This window comes from Paraplanobispora siamensis, assembly GCF_016863175.1.
GTDB classification, from domain to species: Bacteria; Actinomycetota; Actinomycetes; order Streptosporangiales; family Streptosporangiaceae; genus Planobispora; species Planobispora siamensis.
This window is the reverse complement of record NZ_BOOJ01000029.1, coordinates 205266-225026: the sequence shown is the minus strand read 5'-3', so window position 1 is coordinate 225026 and position 19761 is coordinate 205266. Positions and strand designations below refer to the sequence as shown.

15 protein-coding genes are annotated in these 19761 nt (G+C 72.4%); 9 read left to right on the top strand and 6 right to left on the bottom strand.

Going from position 1 to position 19761, the window contains the following annotated elements; all coding sequences use genetic code 11:
* Window positions 1-141 precede the first annotated feature (141 nt).
* Together Psi01_RS17305 and Psi01_RS17300 are read left to right on the top strand one after the other, a co-directional pair.
* Window positions 142-1581: a GGDEF domain-containing protein gene (locus Psi01_RS17305; protein ID WP_204065046.1), complete on the top strand. Its 1440-nt coding sequence runs from the start codon at window positions 142-144 to the stop codon at window positions 1579-1581.
* Window positions 1582-1839: 258 nt separating this feature from the next.
* On the top strand, window positions 1840-2610 hold the full coding sequence (locus tag Psi01_RS17300) for a VOC family protein (protein ID WP_204065045.1): 771 nt from the start codon (window positions 1840-1842) through the stop codon (window positions 2608-2610).
* Between the two features lie 60 nt (window positions 2611-2670).
* On the opposite strand, the gene Psi01_RS17295 is transcribed toward Psi01_RS17300, so the two are convergent.
* Window positions 2671-3384, bottom strand: coding sequence for a TetR/AcrR family transcriptional regulator (locus Psi01_RS17295; RefSeq protein WP_204065044.1), 714 nt, complete (start codon window positions 3382-3384; stop codon window positions 2671-2673).
* Between the two features lie 65 nt (window positions 3385-3449).
* Between Psi01_RS17295 and ureA the strand changes: the two genes are divergently transcribed.
* From ureA to Psi01_RS17275, 4 genes are all read left to right on the top strand, one after another.
* Window positions 3450-4280 carry an urease subunit gamma gene (gene ureA / locus Psi01_RS17290; protein ID WP_204065043.1) on the top strand — a complete coding sequence of 277 codons (831 nt, stop codon included), beginning with the start codon at window positions 3450-3452 and terminating at the stop codon, window positions 4278-4280.
* 73 nt (window positions 4281-4353) lie between these two features.
* Entirely contained in the window at window positions 4354-6003 is a 1650-nt protein-coding gene (locus tag Psi01_RS17285; RefSeq protein ID WP_204065042.1) for an urease subunit alpha, read from the top strand.
* Window positions 6004-6050: 47 nt separating this feature from the next.
* Window positions 6051-7046 carry an agmatine deiminase family protein gene (locus Psi01_RS17280; protein ID WP_204065041.1) on the top strand — a complete coding sequence of 332 codons (996 nt, stop codon included), beginning with the start codon at window positions 6051-6053 and terminating at the stop codon, window positions 7044-7046.
* 350 nt (window positions 7047-7396) lie between these two features.
* Window positions 7397-9208: a tetratricopeptide repeat protein gene (locus Psi01_RS17275; protein ID WP_239127786.1), complete on the top strand. Its 1812-nt coding sequence runs from the start codon at window positions 7397-7399 to the stop codon at window positions 9206-9208.
* A 43-nt stretch (window positions 9209-9251) separates the two neighbouring features.
* Here the strand turns inward: Psi01_RS17275 and Psi01_RS17270 are convergent, their stop codons facing one another.
* From Psi01_RS17270 to Psi01_RS17260, 3 genes are read right to left on the bottom strand one after another with little or no spacing between them, the layout of a single operon-like run.
* A complete protein-coding gene (locus Psi01_RS17270) occupies window positions 9252-10256 on the bottom strand; it encodes a phosphotransferase enzyme family protein (protein ID WP_204065039.1) in 1005 nt (334 codons plus the stop codon).
* Window positions 10257-10265: 9 nt separating this feature from the next.
* Window positions 10266-10913 (bottom strand): response regulator, encoded by a 648-nt coding sequence (locus Psi01_RS17265; protein WP_204065038.1) that lies wholly within the window; start codon window positions 10911-10913, stop codon window positions 10266-10268.
* Window positions 10904-12151 (bottom strand): sensor histidine kinase, encoded by a 1248-nt coding sequence (locus Psi01_RS17260; protein ID WP_204065037.1) that lies wholly within the window; start codon window positions 12149-12151, stop codon window positions 10904-10906. The genes Psi01_RS17265 and Psi01_RS17260 overlap by 10 nt, the downstream gene beginning before the upstream one ends.
* A gap of 186 nt (window positions 12152-12337) precedes the next feature.
* Between Psi01_RS17260 and Psi01_RS17255 the strand changes: the two genes are divergently transcribed.
* The 3 genes from Psi01_RS17255 to Psi01_RS17245 are packed head-to-tail and all read left to right on the top strand — an operon-like array spanning window position 12338 to window position 16762.
* Window positions 12338-13660, top strand: coding sequence for an acyltransferase family protein (locus Psi01_RS17255; RefSeq protein WP_239127785.1), 1323 nt, complete (start codon window positions 12338-12340; stop codon window positions 13658-13660).
* An 11-nt stretch (window positions 13661-13671) separates the two neighbouring features.
* Window positions 13672-16176 carry a DEAD/DEAH box helicase gene (locus Psi01_RS17250; protein WP_204065036.1) on the top strand — a complete coding sequence of 835 codons (2505 nt, stop codon included), beginning with the start codon at window positions 13672-13674 and terminating at the stop codon, window positions 16174-16176.
* A gap of 55 nt (window positions 16177-16231) precedes the next feature.
* On the top strand, window positions 16232-16762 hold the full coding sequence (locus Psi01_RS17245; RefSeq protein ID WP_204065035.1) for a DUF2087 domain-containing protein: 531 nt from the start codon (window positions 16232-16234) through the stop codon (window positions 16760-16762).
* A gap of 57 nt (window positions 16763-16819) precedes the next feature.
* On the opposite strand, the gene Psi01_RS17240 is transcribed toward Psi01_RS17245, so the two are convergent.
* Window positions 16820-17791 carry a TAXI family TRAP transporter solute-binding subunit gene (locus tag Psi01_RS17240; RefSeq protein WP_204065034.1) on the bottom strand — a complete coding sequence of 324 codons (972 nt, stop codon included), beginning with the start codon at window positions 17789-17791 and terminating at the stop codon, window positions 16820-16822.
* Window positions 17788-19725 (bottom strand): TRAP transporter permease, encoded by a 1938-nt coding sequence (locus Psi01_RS17235; RefSeq protein ID WP_204065033.1) that lies wholly within the window; start codon window positions 19723-19725, stop codon window positions 17788-17790. The genes Psi01_RS17240 and Psi01_RS17235 overlap by 4 nt, the downstream gene beginning before the upstream one ends.
* Window positions 19726-19761 lie beyond the last annotated feature (36 nt).

Genomic DNA, 19761 nt, shown 5'->3' with positions numbered 1-19761 from the left:
CCTCTGTCACATTCCCGGCCTCAGGAGACGCCCCGGCTGAAGGTGTCGGGTCTCACGACCGGCTCCGAGGACACTGCGCGGTCTGCGAACGCCCCTTTCCGGTTCCTCTCAGGAACGCGGCCGGGCGGCCGATAGGGCGGCGTGGTCAGCTATCGGGTTTGGCGTGTCTATCTCTTCGGCGGTCTGATCGCCGTGGGGATCTTCGCGCTGATCCCGGACAACGTGTGGGCCGACGGCATGTACGCCGCGATCGGGATGTCCAGCGTCGCGGCCGTGTCCGTCGCGGCGGCCCGGTTCCGGCGCACGCTCGGCCTCGCCTGGCTGCTGATGGGGCTGGGCCAGCTCGCCGCCGTCCTCGGTGATGTCATGTGGCTCTACTACGAGCACATCGCCGGGGTCGACCCCTTCCCGTCCCCGGCCGACGTGCTCTATCTGCTGGAATATCCGTTCGTCACCGCCTCCCTGCTCATGCTCGCCCGGCACCGCCGTTCCACGGCCGACCGGGAGGCCCGTCTCGACAGCGCCATCATGGTCGTCGGCCTCGCCCTGCCGTACTGGGTGCTGCTGATCCAGCCGAACATCGGCGGGCACGACTCGCTCTTCTCCCAGCTGATCGCTCTGGGCTATCCCGTCGCCGACGTGATCCTGCTGGCCGGGCTGGTGCGGCTGCTGACCACCTCGGGCGCGCAGATGCCGGCGTACCGGCTGCTGACCGCCGCGCTGGTCCTGCTGCTCGCCGGTGATGTGATCTTCATCATGGTCGAGGGCTCGATCATGATCGGCGACCTGCCGTTCCTGCTGTCGTACGTGGTCTGGGGCGCCGCCGCGCTGCACCCCTCAGCCAGGGACCTGCTGCGCTCCGATCCCGACGCCCTGCCGACCTTCACCACCCGCCGCCTGCTCACTCTGACCGCCGTCGTCCTGCTCGCCCCCGGCACCCTGGCCGTGCAGCTCGCCTTCGGCTTCGAGCTCAGCGCCTGGGCCGTCACCATCGTCTCGGCCGTACTGTTCGTCCTGGTCGTGGCCCGCATGGCCACCCTCCTGCGCCGCCTGCAGCACCAGGCCCGCCGCCTGGACGAGATCGCCCGCACCGACATGCTCACCGGGCTGCCCAACCGCCGCACCCTGGACGCCCAGCTGGTCCGTGACTACGAACGGGCCACCCGCGAGGACATCCCGCTGACGCTGGCCATGCTCGACCTGGACCACTTCAAGCGCTTCAACGACACCCACGGCCACCAGGGCGGCGACCAGCTGCTGGCCGGGGCCGCCACCGCCTGGAGCCTGGTGCTGAGCTCCACCGACATGCTGGCCCGCTACGGCGGCGAGGAGTTCGTGCTGCTGATGCCCGGCCGCGACCTGGAGGCCGCCGAGCACCTGCTGGAGGCGCTGCGCCTGGTCACCCCGCACGAGCAGACCTTCTCAGCCGGTCTTGCCCTGTGGGACGGCCGGGAGACTCCCCTGCGGCTGCTGCGCCGCGCCGACACCGCGCTGTACGCCGCCAAGACCGCCGGACGCGACCGCGTCGTACGCGCCGACCCCGCGACCGACTCGTCCGCGCGGTCCTCCACGAGGGCGTAGGGGCCCGGACATGGGCTCAGGGGCTGACGGGCCCGGGGACCGATAGGCGTTCAGGGATCGTTCAGGGGTGACGGGCGATCGCGGCATGTGCTCCGGGGACCGCGTGGGCCCTCGGAATTGTCGGTGGGCCGTGCCAGGCTGACAGGTGCTCAGACAGGTGACGCCCCGCCGTGCGCCCCACGACAGACGCCGCCATGCGCCCACGACAGGCCGCGACGGACGCCACCGCGACACGTAGGCACCTGGAAGGAGCAGGCCATGCTCACCACGCAGTACGTCCCCGGCGCTCCCAACTGGATCGACCTCGGCACGCCCGACACCGAGGGCGCGGTCGCCTTCTACGGCGGCGTGCTCGGCTGGGACTTCCTGTCGGCCGGTCCGGAGGGCGGAGGCTACGGCTTCTTCCAGATCGGCGGTAAGACCGTCGCCGCCGTCGGTCCCCTGACCCAGGAGGGAGCACGGACCGCCTGGACGGTCTACTTCCACACGGCCGACGGCGACGCGACGACCAAGGCCGTCGAGCAGGCGGGCGGCACCGTGCGCTTCGCCCCGTTCGCGGTCTTCGACAACGGCCGGATGGCCGGGTTCACCGATCCGGGCGGCGCCGAGTTCGCGGCCTGGGAGCCCGGAACGCTGAGCGGGCTCGACCTCGTCACCGTGCCCGGCTCGCTGGGCTGGATCGAGCTGTACACCCCGGTCCCCGACGCGATCCGCCCCTTCTACGAGACGGTCTTCGACTGGAACATCCAGGACATGCCGTTCGGCGACGCGACCTACATCATGGTGACGCCCGCCGGAGGCGGCGAGGAGGCCAGCATCGCCGGCATCATGCCGCTGCAGCCCGGCGACACCGCTCACTGGCTGCCGTACTTCGAGGTCCCCGACTGCGACGACGCCGTCGCCAAGGCCGGTGACCTCGGCGGCCGGGTCGTCATGCCGGCCGTGGACGCCGAGGGCGTCGGCCGCTTCGCCCAGCTCGCCGACCCGCACGGCGCGCGCTTCGCGGTGATCACCAGCACCCCCGCCTAGGGTGCGTTCCCCGGGTCTGCCTGCCCACCGCGGTCGCCCGGACGGCAGCCCGGCCCGTAATCAGCGCGACGGCTCGTCCAGGATGGCGCGGACCGCCTGGTCGCGGGCCCAGGCCGCGTCGCAGCCGGGCAGGCCGAGCAGCACGTCGCTCGCGAGGCTGTCCATGATGCGGCAGGCGCGGCCGGCGTGCTCCTCGGCGTCGCCGAGCGGGCGCAGGAGCCCGGCGGCGGCTCCGCGGGTCAGGATCCCGGCCAGTTCCCGCACCCACGTGCCGGTGAACCCGGCGATCCTGGCCAGGGTCTCCTCGTCCTGCGGCGGCCGGGCGATGACCTGGGCCCACAGCCGCCATCGGACGTCCGTGGCGCTCACGGGGAGGTACAGCTGCGCGAAGCGGACGACCGCCCGGCGCGGGTCGGCGACGCCCGCGAGCTCGGCGGTGCGCCGTTCGGCCAGCTCGTCCTCGCTGAGCAGCAGCGTCGAAACCAGGATCCGGTCGCGCTTGCCGAAGTAGTACATGACGTGGCCGCTGCTCATGCCCGCCCGCTCGGCGATGTCCCTGATCCGCACGCGCTCGGGCCCGACCTCGTCGATCGCGAGCAGCGCCGCCCGCAGGACGTGCGCCCGCACGTCGGGACGCTCCAGCCTGACCGCGGCCCCCGCCGCCCGGGACCCGGGCCGGGCCTTTTCCGTCCGCCGAGCCTCGGCCGTCCCCGGTCCGTCCTCGGGAGGGCGCGTCCCGGTGGTCCGGTGGGCGGGGTCCGGCTCGGCAGTCATAGGTGACACCGTACCGGCTTAGAATGCTGCTCTAACTTTGAAGACTGTTCTAACGAGGGGTGGCCGTGCGGCTGACACCGACGGAACGCGACCGGTTGCTGCTGTTCACCGCGGCGGAGCTGGCGCGGGCCAGGAGAGCGAGGGGACTGCGGCTGAACGTGCCGGAGGCCACCGCGCTGGTCGCGGACGTGGTCTGCGAGGCCGCCCGGGACGGCGCCCGGCTGGCCGAGGCGATCGCGGCCGGGCGGGCCGTACTCGGGCCGGACGACGTGCTGCCGGGTGTGGCCGACATCGTGACCGAGGTGATGGTCGAGGCGGTCTTCGACGACGGCACCCGGCTGGCCGTGGTGACCGACCCGATCGGCGGCGGCTCCCTGGGCGCCGGGGCGCCCGGCGCCGTGATCGAGCCCGCTCCCCGAACCGCCGCCCACGAGGGCGCCACGACCCGCGCCGGCACCGCCCTCCACCCGGACGGTGCCGAGCCGGCGGGCCGCGGTGCCGTCCCGCACGACGGGGACGCCGGTGAAGAGTCGGCCTCCGGGGACATGGGCGAGGTCATGGGCGAGGTCATGGGCGAGGTCATGGGCGAGGTCGAGGTGTTCAACACGGCGACCGTGCCGATCAGTGTCACCTCGCACTTCCACTTCTTCGAGGTCAATCCCCGGCTCCGCTTCGACCGGGCCGCCGCCTACGGGCGCAGGCTGGCGATCCCGGCGGGGTCGACGGTCAGGTTCGATCCGGGCGAGAGCCGTACCGTACGGCTGGCCCCGATCGGCGGCGCCCGGGTCGCGGTCGGGTTCGCCGGACTGGTGGACGGGCCGCTGGACGCCCCGGGGGCGTTCGAGCGGGCCATGGAGAAGGCGCGGGCCTGCGGCTATCTGGGAAGCGACGCATGAGCACGGCGGACAGACGGCGTATGGGCGGCTGGATGATCGCGGGCGGCGGGCCCGCCGGATCCGGGGAGACGGCATGAGCGTGTACGGCCCGCGCGAGGGCGACCTGGTCAGGCTCGGCGACTCCGGCCTCGTGGTCGAGGTCGAGCACGACTCGCAGAAGCCGGGCGAGGAGTTCCTGGCCGGGTTCGGCAAGACCGCCCGCGACGGCCTGCATCTGAAGGCCGCCTCGATCAAGGAGACCTGCGACCTGGTCATCAGCAACGTGCTGATCCTCGACCCGGTCCTGGGCGTGCGGACCGCCTCGATCGGCGTCCGGGAGGGGCGCATCCACGCCGTCGGCCGGGCCGGCAACCCCGACACCCTGGACGGCGTGGACGTGGTGGTCGGCACCGGCACCACGATCGTCTCCGGTGAGGGGCTGATCGCCACGGCCGGGGCGATCGACACCCATGTGCACCTGCTCAGCCCGCGCATCATGGAGGCCTCGCTCGCCTCCGGCGTCACCACGATCATCGGCCAGGAGTTCGGGCCGGTCTGGGGCGTCGGGGTGAACTCGCCGTGGGCGCTGCGGCACGCGTTCAACGCCTTCGACGCCTGGCCGGTGAACATCGGCTTCCTGGCGCGCGGCTCGTCCTCTCACCCGGCCCCGCTCGTCGAGGCCCTGGTGGAGGGCGGCGCGAGCGGCTTCAAGGTGCACGAGGACATGGGGGCCCACACCCGGGCGCTGGACACCGCGCTGCGGGTGGCCGAGGAGCACGACGTGCAGGTGGCGCTGCACACCGACGGCCTCAACGAGTGCCTGTCGGTGGAGGACACCCTCGCCGTGCTGGAGGGCCGGACGATCCACGCCTTCCACATCGAGGGCTGCGGCGGCGGCCACGTGCCGAACGTGCTGAAGCTGGCCGGGGTGGCCAACGTCATCGGCTCCTCCACCAACCCGACCCTGCCCTTCGGCCGGGACGCCGTCGGCGAGCACCACGGGATGATCGTGGCGGTGCACGGGCTCAAGCCGGAGCTGCCCGGGGACGCGGCGCTGGCCAGGGACCGGATCCGGGCGGGCACGATGGGCGCCGAGGACGTGCTGCACGACCTCGGGGTCATCGGCATCACCTCCTCCGACGCCCAGGGCATGGGCCGGGCGGGCGAGACGGTCCGCCGTACGTTCGCGATGGCCGGGAAGATGAAGGGCGAGCTGGGCGGCCCGGAGCGTCACGACAACGAGCGGGTGCTGCGCTACCTGGCCAAGCTGACGATCAACCCGGCGATCGCGCACGGCCTGGCCCACGAGATCGGCTCGCTGGAGCCGGGCAAGCTCGCCGACGTCGTGCTGTGGCGCCCCGACCACTTCGGCGCCAAGCCGCAGCTCGTGCTCAAGGCGGGCTTCCCCGCCTACGGCGTGACCGGCGACCCGAACGCCTCCACCGACAGCTGCGAGCCGCTGGTGCTGGGCCCGCAGTTCGGCGCGCACGGCGCGGCCGCCGCGGACCTGTCGGTGGCCTTCGTCAGCCAGGCCGCCGCCGCCTCGGGCGACGACCGCATGACCACCCGCAGGCGGCGTGTCGGCGTGCGCGGCACCCGCGGGATCGGCCCCCGGGACATGGTGCGCAACTCCCGGCTGGGCTCGGTCCAGGTGGACGCCCTCGGCCGGGTGACCCTCGACGGCGAGGAGCTCCGCTCCGAACCCGCCGAGTCGGTCTCCCTGAGCCGTCTCTATTTCCTGTGACCGCTCACCCGCGGTCCTCCCCCATCCCCTGACCCCCGGAGCCAGAGATGTTCTTCATGCCGCCGGAATGGCACCCGCACACCCGCACCTGGATGTCCTGGCCGGTGGCCGGCTACGCCCTGGCCGACCCCGAGGCGTCCTACCGGGCCTGGTCGGAGGTGGCCAACACGATCGTGCGCTACGAGCCGGTCACCATGGTCGTCGACCCCAGCGGGCGCGAGTCCGCCGCCCGCTGGCTGGCCCCCGCGGTCGAGGTGATGGAACAGCCCCTCGACGACTGCTGGATGCGCGACAACGGGCCGACCTTCCTGCTGGACGGCCGGGGCGGCCTGGCCGGCGTCGACTGGACCTTCAACGGCTGGGGCTGGAACGTCCACGCCAAGGACGACCTGGTGGCCGCCGCGGTCCTGGAACGGGCGGGGGCGCGCCGGTTCCGCTCGGAGCTGGTCAACGAGGGCGGCGGCATCCACGTCGACGGCGAGGGGACGGTGATCGTCACCGAGACCGTGCAGCTGGGCGAGAAGCGCAACCCCGGCTGGACCAAGGAGCAGGTGGAGGAGGAGCTCCGCGCCCGGCTCGGGGTGCGCAAGGTGATCTGGCTGCCGCGGGGCCTGACCGCCGACTACGGCCGGTACGGCACCAGCGGCCACGTGGACCTGCTGGCCTCCTTCGCCCGGCCCAGCCTGGTGCTGTGCCACGTCCAGCCCGACCCGGCCCACCCCGACCACGAGGTCACCCGGGAGAACCTGGCCATCCTGCGCTCCTCGACCGATGCCAGGGGCCGCCCGCTGGAGGTCGTCGAGCTGCTCGCGCCGGAGACCCGGGAGGCCGACGGGGAGCTGGTCGACTATTCCTACATCAACCACTATCTGGCCAACGGCCTGGCCCTGCTGTGCTCGTTCGATGATCCGCGCGATGTCGAAGCGGCGGAGACGTTCTCCAAACTGTTTCCCGAACGTACTATCGAATCAGTGGACGCCCGCGCCATCTTCACTCTCGGCGGTGGCATCCACTGCATCACCCAGCAGCAGCCTTCTCCCTGAAAGGTCGGCTCACAGATGTGGATCCGCTTTTGTTTGTCTATAGTTTGTCCGCATCTGGCCACTATCTGATGCAGATCTTGTAAATGCCTGCAGGTTCTGCGAATACTTTCGACTGTTCTTACCGTGGAGAGAGGCACCAATGAAGCAGGTCATCGTTCACAAGCCCGGTACCGTCGCCCTGACTGGCGCCGCCAGCCCGAAGCACGTCGGCTGAGAACCTGAACGTGGCACCGGCGCCCGCCAGGGCGCCGGTGCGCGACGAGACCTGAGGAGATCCGGTGAGCCGGGGACCCATTCCCTCGGAGGAATCATCGGAGGAACCCCTCCTTCCTCCCCTGCTCCTGCCCCCCGTGAACGCCGACCGGCGTCTGTGCGGGCCCTACACCGCCGCGAACGCGATCGTCTCGGCCCTGGTGCCCTCGGCCCGGCCGGAGCTGGTCGCCCGCTATGACATCGAGCTGCGCACGGCGGCCCCCGACCTGCACGACGTGGTGCCCGCCCGGCGCCAGTCCAGGGCCGCCCACCTGCCCAAAGCCGAGCGCATCCTCGTGCACGCGCCCCGCAGGACGCTGCGCATCGCCAACGGCCTGGCCGAGTTCCTGCGCGACCACCTGACCGGGACCGGCCCCCGCGCGCTCGTCGTGGAGAACACGGCCGAGGCCGACCCCACCGACCGCGAGCTGCTGCAGGTGCTGCGCCGCCGGATCTCCCCCGGGCTGCTCACCGTGGTGACCCGCGAGGGCGGCGCGTCCCCGGACCGGCTCACCCCCGAGGAGCACGACGAACGCGCCGACGAACTGGAGCGGCGGGGCGCGATCGGTCCCCGGCTCGGCGCGGTGCCGTACCACCGCGAGCACGGCACCGACCCGCGCAAGGCGGTGGAGTCCCTGAAGTTCGCCGTCGAGTGGTGCCTGGACGCCGGGTGCCACCACGCGGTCGTGGAGCTGGGCCTGCGGGCGCTGCCGCTGGTCGACCCGGAGGCCGAGCCGGAGGTGTGGTGGCGGTTCCTGCACAGCACCGCGACCGCGCTGGGCTCGCTGAAGCGGGAGGACGAGGCGGAGGCGCTGTTCGATCGGGCCCGTCAGGAAAGCGTTTCCCCCGTCACCCACGCGGCCGCCGCCTACTCCACCGGCATGCTGAAGGTCCGCCACCACGACCCGGCCCGGCGCGACCTGGGCACGGCCCTGGCGTGGGTGAACGAGGCGATCGCCATCTCCACCCTGCTGCCCGACCCGGGTGAGCGGGCGTTCAAGCTGGGCTTCGACCTCAACGGCCGGGCCCTGATCGAGGTACGGCGCGGCCGTCCGGGCAAGGCCCTGGAGCTCCTCCAGCAGGCGATCGACCTGGCCGAGCAGGGCCTGCGGCCGGACGAGCACCCGATCCACCGGCTGGTGCTGCTGGCCAACCGGGCGCAGCTGGCCGTCATGCTGGGCCGGCCGGAGGGGGCGCTGGAGGACCTGGACAAGGTGATCGCCGCCGACCCCGGCTATCCCGACTACTACATCGACCGGGGCAACCTGCTGTACCGGCTCGGCCGGGCGCGGGAGGCCGTGGCCGACTACGAGACGGCGATGCGCGTGGGCCCGCCCTTCCCCGAGCCGTACTACAACCGGGCCGAGATCCGCTTCGCCTCCGGCGACCATCACGGCGCGCTCGCCGATCTGGACCACGCCCTGGAGCTGGACCCCGAGTTCGTCGACGCGCTCGCCAACCGCGCCGGACTGCTGGTCTCGCTCGGCGAGCTCGGCAGGGCCCGCGCGGACACCGAGGCGGGGCTCGCGCTGGATCCCGGCCATCCCTACCTGCTGTGCGCGCTGGGCCAGGTGAAGACGGCCGAGGGCGACCGCGCCGGGGCCCGGGAGGCCTTCGACCGGGCGCTGGAGCGTTCCCCCTCGTTGAGCGCGGCCTGGGCCGGGCGGGGCGTGGTGTCCTTCGAGGCCGGCGACTTCGAGGGCGCGGTCGAGGACTTCACCCGGGCCCTGGAGCCGGGCGCGGACGCGGCGCTGCTGTTCAACCGGGCGATGGCGCTGCGCGCGGCGGGCCGGGGCAGGGAGGCCGCGGCCGACCTGGCCAGGGCGCTGGAGCTGGCCCCCGACGACGAGGACGTCCGGCGGGAGCTGGCCGCCTTCAACGGCGAGGGCCGGCACGACGACGAGGACTGACGGGGCCCCCGCCGGGTGGCGACGCCCGCCGGGCCCGGTCAGGTCAGGCCGGAAGGCCGCCCGTCAGATAGCGTTCGGCCAGCTCGCAGGTGCCGGCGGTGTAGCCCGCGCCGAGCTCGGCGGCGATGTCCACCCCGGTGTGGGTGCCGATCCAGGCGACCAGCAACAGGCGGCGGAACATGACGAACGTCCAGATCTCGGCCTCCTCCTCGGCGGGGAGGGCGAGCACGGTCCGGTAGCCCCGCAGCCAGGCGTCGATCATCTCCGGGGCCAGGGGGTGGTGCTCGATGAAGCTGAGCGCCGCGGCCAGGTCGTAGAGGTACCAGCCGAAGCCGCAGTCGTCGAAGTCGATGACGCTGGGCGGCCCGTCCCCGGTGGTCAGCAGGTTGGCCAGGCGCAGGTCCGCGTGGATCAGGCCGTAGCGGCCGGGGTCACGGCCGAAGCGGTGCAGCCGCTCGCGCAGCTCCTTGTCCAGCCGGCCCAGCACGGCCAGCGCCTCGGGCTCCATCCCCGGCCCGTCCTGCCAGCGCCCCCAGCGGGACTCGGTCCCCAGGGCGGCCTCGTAGTCCCAGTGGAAACGGGTGAACCCGGCCGGGCGGCGCCAGGCCCGCGCGTGCCGGTGCATCCGCGCGGTGACCTCGCCGAGCAGCTCGAAGTCCGCCACCAGGCGCTCCTGCGGGGGCTCCGTCCCGGGCAGGAACTCGAACATGACGCACTCGCGGGGCTGCTCGCCGGGGACGGTCAGCACCCGGGAGCCGTCCGGGGCGGGGATCACCCGCGGGGTCCTGACCCCGGCCTCCTCGCGCAGCGCCTCCAGCCAGGCCAGCTCGGAGGCGATCGCCGGGACGGAGTGGTAGCCGAGCCGGTGCACCCGCAGGATCGAGCGGGCCCCGGTCGCCGGGTCCTCCACCCGGAAGGTGGCGTTCTCCGAGACGTTGATCAGCGTGACCTCGGCGCCGGGCAGGCCGTGCAGCCGCGCCGCCGCACGGGCCGTGTCGTGCGCGCGGGCCAGCACCTCGCCACCGGCCGACAGGTCGTGGGCCTGCATGGGGTCCTCTCAGGAGCGCAGGTAGGCCAGCACCGCCAGGACCCGGCGGTGCTGGTCGCCGTCCTCGGCGTGCAGGCCGAGCTTGGCGAAGATGCTGCGGATGTGCTTCTCCACCGCGCCGTCGCTGATCACCAGCTGACGGCCGATGGCCGGGTTCGACCTGCCCTCCGCCATCAGGCCGAGGACCTCGCGCTCCCTGGGGGTGAGGGAGGCCAGCGGGTCGTCGCGGCGGCGCCGTACCATCAGCTGGGCCACCACCTGCGGGTCGAAGACCGTACCGCCGGCCGCGACCGCGCGCAGGCCCCCCATGAAGTCGTCGACGTCGACGACGCGGTCCTTGAGCAGATAGCCCACCGCCCCGCGGGCGTCGGCGAGCAGGTCGTCGGCATAGGACACCTCCACGTACTGGGACAGGATCAGCACCGGGGCTCCCGGCACCCGCCGCCGCGCCTCGACCGCGGCCCGCAGCCCCTCGTCGGTGAAGCTGGGCGGCATCCGCACGTCCACCACCGACACGTCCGGGCGGTGCTCGGCGACGGCCTCCACGAGACCGCCGCCGTCGCCCACCGCCGCCACCACCTCGCAACCGAACTCCTCCAGCAGCCTGATCAGGCCCTCCCTGATCAGCACAGCGTCGTCGGCCACGACTACCCGCACGGAACCTCCGCCACGATCACCGTCGGCCCGCCCAGCGGGGAGTTCACCGACAACTCGCCGTCCACCGCCCGCAGGCGGTCGGCGAGGCCGGACAGGCCGTGTCCCTTGGCGACGTGTGCGCCGCCGACCCCATCATCCCCGATCGTGAGCATCAGGACGCCACCCGCCTTGCTCAGGGTGACTGTGCAGACGGTGGCGTGGCTGTGCTTGGCGATGTTGGTCAGGGTCTCGGCGACCACGAAGTAGACGGTGTTCTCCACCGCGGCGGCGAAGCGTCCCTCCACCTGGACGTCCAGCTCGACCGGGACGGTGCAGCGGCCGGCCAGCGCGGCCAGGGCCGGGGCCAGGCCGCGGTCGGTCAGGATCGGCGGGGCGATGCCGCGCGACAGGGCGCGCAGCTCGTCCAGGGTCTCCCGGGTGGAGGCGATGGCCTCGGCGAGCATCTGCTCGACGGCCTGCGGGTCGCGCTTGAGCTGGCGCTGGGCCCGCGACAGGTCCATGGCCAGGGAGACCAGGCGCTGCTGCGGCCCGTCGTGGATGTCGCGCTCCAGCTTGCGCAGCGCGTTGGCCTCGGCGGAGACCGCCGCGGCCCGGCCCTCGGCCAGGTCGTCGATGCGCTCGTGCAGCTCGGCGACGCCGGTCAGCATGGCCCGGCTGAGCCCGGACTGCACCAGCGCCGCACCGCGGATCACCAGCGGCAGCGTGATGGCGAACAGCACGCCGATCGCGGTGTTGAAGATCACACCGATCAGGGCGCTGTCGCCCAGGCCGAGCAGCTCGGGCAATCCGTTGTTGTCCGGGATCGCCTCCAGGACCCACCCGTAGATCGGATAGCCCAGCCCGAAGAGCGTCCCGGCCCACCAGGTCACGGTGAGGCAGAACGTCACGATGGCGACCGGGAAGTTCACGATGCCGTACAGCATGTCCAGCCACGACTGCCCGCTGGTCATCGGGTTGATCATCCGGCGGAAGAACCCGGCGCCCTGCGGGGCGGGCCGGTAGCGCGGCCGGGCCACCGGGCGGCCGAGCACCTCGGGCAGCATCCGGCGCTCCAGGTCGGCGAAGCCCCGGGCGAGCATCAGGGTCGCCCCCAGGATCGGCACCCCGATCCAGACGATCAACGTCCCGACGCCGGCCGAGAAGCCGGCGACCATGAGACAGAAGGCGATCACCGCCAGGGGGAAGCTGATGATCATATAGCGGGTGTCGATGCCGATGCGGCGCAGGAGGGATCTCATGGAGCCAACGCTACGAGCAGCCGGGCCGGGGATCGATCCTGCCGGCAGGCTTGCCGGGGTAGGGCTGGCCCTACCCTCCCGGGTGGGGTGATCTCCGCCCCGAAGAGACCCGTCTCCGTCACTGCGCCGCCCCGGTGCCGCGCGGGAGTCTCGAGTCACCGCCCCCTGAGGAATCGAGACGACCCGATGACCGCCGTTCTGACCGGCCCCGCACCCCGCGTCCCGCTCCCGCGGACGCCCTCCCCGCCCTCCGCGCCGCCCGGCCGTGACTCCTTCATCGACGTGCTGCGGTTGTTCGGCATGGCGCTGGTGGTGCTGCAGCACTGGAGCATGCCGGTGCTGTCCTTCTCCGGTACGGAGATCACCACCGGGAACGCGCTGGCCTCCGGGAACGCCTGGGTGATCACGTGGATCAGCCAGGTGATGCCGCTGGTGTTCTTCGCCGGGGGCGCCGCCAACGCCATCAGCCGGCGCGGAGCGGTGCGGCGCGGCGTGGCGGCCCCGCAGTGGCTGGCCGCGCGGCTGCGCCGCCTGGTGCTGCCGGTGCTGCCGCTGGCGGTGGTCTGGATCCCCCTGCCCCACCTGCTGCTGGCCCTCGGCCTGCCCGAGCAGCCGGTGGTCACGGCCTCACGTCTGGCCGGGCAGCTGCTGTGGTTCCTGGCGATCTATCTCGTGGCGGTGGCCGCGACGCCGCTGATGCTCAGGCTGAGCACGCTGTACGGCCTGCGCGTGCCGGCCGCGCTGATGGCCGGGGCCGTCGCGGTCGACGTGCTGCGCTTCTCCAGCGGCCTGGAGATCGCCGGGTTCCCCAACATCGTCCTGGTCTGGCTCGCGGTGCACCAGCTCGGCTTCCTGTACGCCGACGGCCGGCTGAGCAGGCCGTGGGCCATGGCGGCGGCGGGGTACGGCCTGGCCGCCCTGCTGGTGGCGTTCGGCCCGTACCCGGGCAGCATGATCGGCATGCCGGGCGCCGAGGTGTCCAACATGGCGCCGCCCACGCTCGCCCTGCTGGCGGTGGGCGTCGGCCAGATCGGGCTGGCGGTGGCGCTGCGCCGGTGGATCACCGGGCTCGCCGCGCTGCCGGCGGCGGCGCGGGTGCTGGCCTGGGCCGGGCCCCGCATGATGACGGTCTACCTGTGGCACATGAGCGCGCTGTTCACGGTGACCGCGGTGGTCGTGGTGGGGCTGGGCGTGACCACCCCGGAGCCGGGCACCTCGGCGTGGCTGTCGGGGTGGCCGCACTGGCTGGTCATGCTGGCGCTGGCCCTGTGGCCGCTGCTGCGGGCCTTCACCCGGTTCGAGGAGAAGGACTCCGCCGCGCCGTACCGGGGCGGGACGGTCAGGATCGCGGTCGCGACGGCTCTGGCGGGCACCGGTCTGCTCACCCTGACGGTGTTCGGTTTCGTCCCGGGCTGGGCGCCCGCGCTGGGCGTCGCCGCCCTCCTGGCGGCCCTGCTGCTGGCCCGCTCGGCCCGCGTTCGCCGACCCGGCGGTGCGACCACCGCCTGAAGTTCGGCAGGATGGGAACCGTGAGCCTTGTAGACCGCCTGCCGGAAGAGATCGACGCCGACGCCGACGCCATCTTCGACGCCTTCGTCGAGTGGAACACCGAACGGGGGCTCACCCTCTATCCCGCCCAGGAGGAGGCCCTCATCGAGGTGGTCTCCGGCAACAACCTGATCCTGGCCACCCCGACGGGGTCGGGCAAGAGCCTGGTGGCGGCCGGTGCGCACTTCACCGCGCTGACCCGTGACGTGCGCACCTTCTACACCGCTCCGATCAAGGCGCTGGTGTCGGAGAAGTTCTTCGATCTGTGCGAGATCTTCGGCACCGAGAACGTCGGCATGATGACCGGCGACGCGAGCGTGAACCCCGGGGCGCCGATCATCTGCTGCACCGCCGAGATCCTCGCCAACGTGGCGCTGCGCGACGGGGCCCGGGCCGACATCGGCCAGGTCGTGATGGACGAGTTCCACTTCTACGCCGAGCCCGACCGCGGCTGGGCCTGGCAGGTGCCGCTGCTGGAGCTGCCGCAGGTGCAGTTCGTCCTGATGTCGGCGACCCTCGGCGACGTGACCATGTTCGAGGAGGACCTGACCCGGCGCACCGGCCGTCCCACCGCGGTGGTCAAGCACGCCGAGCGCCCGGTCCCGCTGGTCTACTCCTACCGGATGACCCCGCTGCACGAGACCCTGGAGGAGATGCTCTCCACCAACCAGTACCCGGTCTACGTGGTCCACTTCACCCAGGCCGCGGCCATGGAGCGGGCGCAGGCGCTGATGAGCATCAACATGTGCTCCAAGGCCGAGAAGGAGGCCATCGCCGCGCTCATCGGCCGCTTCCGGTTCACCACGAACTTCGGCCGGGCCCTGTCCCGGCTGGTACGGCACGGCATCGGCGTGCACCACGCCGGGATGCTGCCCAAGTACCGGCGGCTGGTCGAGCGCCTGGCCCAGGCCGGGCTGCTGAAGGTCATCTGCGGCACCGACACCCTGGGCGTCGGCGTCAACGTGCCGATCCGCACCGTGCTGTTCACCGCGCTGAGCAAGTACGACGGCAACAAGGTCCGGCGGTTGCGGGCCCGGGAGTTCCACCAGATCGCCGGGCGGGCGGGCCGGGCAGGCTTCGACACCATCGGCTACGTCGCCTGCCAGGCCCCCGAGTACGTCGTCGAGAACGAGCGGGCGCTGGCGAAGATCGGCGACGACCCCAAGCGGCGGCGCGGCTACGCCCGCAAGAAGCCGCCGGAGGGCTTCGTGGGCTGGAGCGAGGAGACCTTCGTCAAGTTCCAGGAGGCCGAGCCCGAGCCGCTGACCTCCCGGTTCAAGGTCAGCAACGCCATGCTGCTGGCGGTCATCAACCGGCCGGGTGACTGCTTCGCGGCGATGAAGCACCTGCTCACCGACAACCACGAGGACCGCAAGTGGCAGCGGCGGCACATCAGCCAGGCCATCGCGATCTACCGCTCGCTGCTGGCGGGCGGCGTGGTGGAGCAGCTGCGCGAGCCCGACGAGCAGGGGCGCAGGGCCCGCCTGACCATCGAGCTGCAGGAGGACTTCGCGCTCAACCAGGCGCTGTCGACGTTCGCGCTGGCCGCCTTCGACCTGCTCGACCGGGAGTCGCCGACCTACGCCCTGGACATGGTCTCGATCGTGGAGTCCATCCTCGACGACCCGCGCCAGATCCTGTCCGCCCAGCTGAAGAAGGCCAGGGGCGAGGCGGTGGCGCAGATGAAGGCCGACGGGATCGAGTACGAGGAGCGGATGGAGCTCCTGGCCGAGATCACCCACCCGATGCCCCTGGCCGACCTGCTGCTGGGCGCCTACGAGACCTACCGGCGCGGTCACCCGTGGGTGGCCGACTACACGGTGAGCCCCAAGAGCGTCATCCGGGACATGTACGAGCAGGCGATGACCTTCACCGAGTACGTCGCCCACTACGAGCTGGCCCGCTCCGAGGGCACCGTGCTGCGCTATCTGGCCGACGCCTACCGCACCCTCTCGCGCACCATCCCCGAGCACCTGAAGACCGAGGACCTGGTCGACCTCATCGAGTGGCTCGGCGAGCTGGTGCGCCAGGTCGACTCCAGCCTGATCGACGAGTGGGAGAAGCTGGCCAACCCCACCCTGCTGCCCGAGGCCGAGCAGGAGATCGAGGCCAAGCCCCGCCCGGTCACCGGCAACCCGCGCGCCTTCCGGGTGCTGGTCCGCAACGCGATGTTCCGCCTGGTGGAGCTGGTCGCCCTGGAGAAGGAGGAGGAACTGGCCGAGCTGGCCCCCGACGTCGACTGGCCCGCCGCGCTGGACGCCTACTACGAGGACCACGACGAGGTCGGCACCGGCCCCGACGCCCGCGGCCCCGCCCTGCTCCGCATCGAGGAGGAGAAGGAGCTGTGGAAGGTCCGCCAGGTCATCGCCGACCCGGCCGGTGACGGCGACTGGGGCATCGACGCCCAGATCGACCTCGCCGCCTCCGACGAGGAGGGCCGCGCCGTCCTCCACGTCCTGGGCCTGAACCGCCTGTGAGACCCCGCGGGATTTCCGATGGCGGCGCGGAAGCGGGAACCGTAAGGATGACCCCATGAGTGATGAGGCGATCAGGCAGGTCCTCGGCCTGCTGTACCAGGACGACACGTTGCGGGTGCTGTCGGCGCTGGCCCTCGAACGCGGGCCGCAGGAGTCCGGGCTCGACCGGGACGCGATGCTGCTGGCGCTGAACCGGCTGGAACGCGGCGGGCTGGTCGTGTCGGACGGCGGGGGAGAGTGGCGGGTACGGCGTGAGCGCTTCCGCGAGCTGCTGCACGCCATGGCCCCGCCGCCCGAGCCCGTCTCGCCGGAGGAGAAGGTGCTGCGCGCCTTCCTGGTGGACGGGCGGCTGCGCGCCATCCCCAGCAAGCGCGACAAGCAGCTGATCGTCCTGGACTACGTCGCCCAGGTCTTCGAGCCGGGCGTGCGCTACCCGGAGAAGGCCGTCAACGTGGCGCTGCGCGCCTTCCACGACGACTACGCGGCGCTGCGCCGCTATCTGGTGGACGAGGGCATGCTGACCCGGGAGAACAACGTCTACTGGCGCAGCGGCGGGTCCACCTCCGTCGGCGCCACCGGGTCCTGACCCGGGACACCGGCCGGGTCGGGGCGGGCCCCCGGAAGGCGGCCCGCCCCCGGCGGATCAGCCGTAGTACTGCTTGGCGCCGTCGTGCAGCGGGACGGGCTCGGTCAGGGGCGCCTTCTCGCGGGTGATGCTCTTGGCCGAGGGGTGGACCTGCTCCAGCTCGGCCTTGCGGTCGAAGAGCAGCCTGGCCAGGTTCCCCGCGAGCGCGGCGTCCATGCTCTGGTTCACCACCAGCAGGTTGGGGACCACGATCGTGGGCACGTCGGCCGGGGTGCCGTAGACGTCCTTGCCGATGGCGCCCTGCGCGTAGACCTGCCCGTGCTCGGCCTGCATCTTCGGCAGCGCGGCGTCGAGCGGGACGAACGCGACATCGTCCTTCATGCTGGTGAACAGGTCGGTGATGCCCGGGGTGGGCAGCCCGCCCGACCAGATCAGGGCGTCGATGGTGCCGTCCTTCATGCCCTGCACGCTCTCGGGCAGGCCGAGAGACTGGCGGGTGACGTCCTTGTCGGGGTCGAGCCCGGCCGTCTCCAGCAGGCGCAGCGCGATCACCTCGGTGCCGGAGTTCGGCGAGCCGGTGGAGACGCGCTTGCCCTTCAGGTCGGCGATCGACTTCACGTTCGCCTCGGTGGTGGCGACGACCTGGGTGGAGTTGTCGTAGAGCCGGGCTATGGCGCGGATGGGCTGGGGAGAGGTGAACGACCCCTTGCCCGCGATCGCGTCGGCCGCGGAGTCGGCCAGGGTGAAGGCGATGTCGGAGTCGCCCTTGACGACGCGCTGGATGTTCTCCACCGAGGCGCCGGTCGCCTCGGCCGTCGCCTGGTAGCCGGGGATGGTCTTGCCGATCTGGTCGGCCAGGCCGCCGCCCAGGACGTAGTAGACGCCGGTGGTGTTGCCGGTGGCGATCGACAGGCGCTTGCCCCCGCCGCCGGCGGCCGTCTGCTCGGCGGCCTGCTCGGCGGACCTGTCGCCTCCGCAGGCGGTGAGGGCGAGGATCCCGGCGGCCAGCAGGACAGTCAGACGTCTCATGATCGGGCCTCTCGTTTTCGCAGGACGAGGTGGAGTGCGGTTGCGAGGATCAGCACGCCCGCCCCGACGAGCACGGGGGTGGGCGACAGGAACAGCAGCAGGACGGCGGCCGCGCCGTACAGCGCCCGCACGGCGATCCCGGCCGGGCCGGTGAGCCGCCCGCCGGTGGCCATGGCCAGCGCGGCCACGGCCGGCGCCGAGACCGCCGTGGCGAGCAGGATCTCCCCGGCGGACCCCTGGGCGAGCAGCGCGGCCCCGCCCGGCGTCAGGACGAAGGCGAAGGGCACCAGGAAGGCCGGCAGGGTGTACTTCCAGGTGGCCAGCATGGTCCGGTAGGCGTTGCCGCCGGTGATGGCCGAGGCGGCGAAGGCCGACAGCGCCGTGGGCGGGCTGACCTCCGACAGCACGGCGTAGTAGAAGATGAACATGTAGGTCTCGGCGGGGCTCACGCCCAGGCCCTTGAGCGCGGGCGCGATGATGGCCGCCGCGATCACGAACGACGCGGTCACGGGTACGGCCAGGCCGAGCAGGAGCACCGCCAGCGCGCACAGCAGCGCGGTGACCGCGAGCACGCCACCCGAAAGCCCCACGATCACCGAGCTGGCCTTGAGTCCCAGGCCGGTGAGGGTGACGACGGCCACGATCATCCCGGCGGCGGCGCAGGTGACCGCCACCGGCAGCACCCCCAGCGTGCCGGCGGCCAGGGCGTGCGCCGCCCGGCGGGGCGTGAGCCGGTGCTCGCGGTCGAGGAAGGACAGCGCGGCGGCCAGCAGCGTGGCGTACACCACCGCGCGGAACGGCGACTGGCCCAGCGCCATCAGCACGACGATGACGAACAGCGAGCTGAAGTGGTAGCCGAAGCGCCGCAGCAGCGGCCCCAGACGCGGCGCGTCGATGGCGACGGCGTGCGTGCCGTACCGGCGGGCGTCGAGCTCGATCGCCAGGAAGATGCCCAGGTAGTACAGCAGGGTGGGGATCAGCGCGTAGACCAGCACCGTCAGATAGCTGACCTGCATGTACTCGGCGATGATGAACGCCGCCGCACCCAGCGTGGGCGGCGACAGGATCGCCCCGATGCCCGCCGCGGCCAGCACTCCCCCGCCCTGTTCGCGCGGGTAGCCCGCGCGGCGCAGGATCGGCCAGGCGACGCTGCCGACGCTCACGGTCGTCGCGACGCCGGAGCCGCTGACCGTGCCCAGCAGGAAGCCCGCCAGGGTCACCGTACGGCCCGGCGCGGCCCGCGAGCGGCGGAAGGCGGCCAGGGAGACGTCCACGAAGAACCGGCCCGCGCCGGAGTGGTCGAGCACGGCCCCGTAGATGGTGAACAGGATGATGTAGGTCGCCGCCACGTCCAGCGGCACGCCGTACACACCGTCGGTGCCCATGACGAAGGCGACGATGATCCGGTCGATGTCGTAGCCGCGGTGCCCGAGCACCCAGTCGAAGGGCAGGTAGCCGCCGTAGTAGGCGTAGGCGAGGAAGAGCAGGCAGACGACCGGCAGGATCCAGCCGACGGTGCGCCGGCAGGCCTCCAGGACCAGCACGCAGATGACCGCCCCCACGGCCACGTCCAGGGTGGTGGGGTCGAAGGCGCGCCGGATGAAGTCGTCGAAGACGACCAGCGGGTAGACGCAGGCGGCCAGCGCGAGCGCGGCCAGCGCCCAGTCGACGCCGCCGGGACGGTCGCCGCCGCTGCGCCGGGGCTTGTAGCAGACGAAGACCAGCGGCAGCACGACCGCGAGGAAGACCATCCGGTAGGGCAGGACGGAGCCGGGGAAGAACGTCTGCCACAGCACGTACAGCGACAGGCCCAGGGCGACCAGCGTGACGGCCCGGGAGACCCGTCCGGACAGGTGACGGGCGGGCCGCTCGGCGTCGAACTCCGCGATCAACGCCTCGGGCGAGGGCGGTGGTGGTGCTGTCGTGCCCGTCAAAACGCCGCTCCCACGTGTGAGCCCCGGCCTTTGACG

Excerpts from the sequence above, each read along its gene's own strand:
- Psi01_RS17270 (WP_204065039.1), bottom strand. The coding sequence starts at position 10,256 with ATGCAGGCCCACGACCTGTCGGCCGGTGGCGAGGTGCTGGCCCGCGCG.
- Psi01_RS17285 (WP_204065042.1), top strand. The coding sequence starts at position 4,354 with ATGAGCGTGTACGGCCCGCGCGAGGGCGACCTGGTCAGGCTCGGCGAC.
- Psi01_RS17250 (WP_204065036.1), top strand. The coding sequence starts at position 13,672 with ATGGGAACCGTGAGCCTTGTAGACCGCCTGCCGGAAGAGATCGACGCC.
- Psi01_RS17260 (WP_204065037.1), bottom strand. The coding sequence starts at position 12,151 with ATGAGATCCCTCCTGCGCCGCATCGGCATCGACACCCGCTATATGATC.
- Psi01_RS17280 (WP_204065041.1), top strand. The coding sequence starts at position 6,051 with ATGTTCTTCATGCCGCCGGAATGGCACCCGCACACCCGCACCTGGATG.
- Psi01_RS17255 (WP_239127785.1), top strand. The coding sequence starts at position 12,338 with ATGACCGCCGTTCTGACCGGCCCCGCACCCCGCGTCCCGCTCCCGCGG.
- Psi01_RS17245 (WP_204065035.1), top strand. The coding sequence starts at position 16,232 with ATGAGTGATGAGGCGATCAGGCAGGTCCTCGGCCTGCTGTACCAGGAC.
- Psi01_RS17300 (WP_204065045.1), top strand. The coding sequence starts at position 1,840 with ATGCTCACCACGCAGTACGTCCCCGGCGCTCCCAACTGGATCGACCTC.
- Psi01_RS17240 (WP_204065034.1), bottom strand. The coding sequence starts at position 17,791 with ATGAGACGTCTGACTGTCCTGCTGGCCGCCGGGATCCTCGCCCTCACC.
- Psi01_RS17295 (WP_204065044.1), bottom strand. The coding sequence starts at position 3,384 with ATGACTGCCGAGCCGGACCCCGCCCACCGGACCACCGGGACGCGCCCT.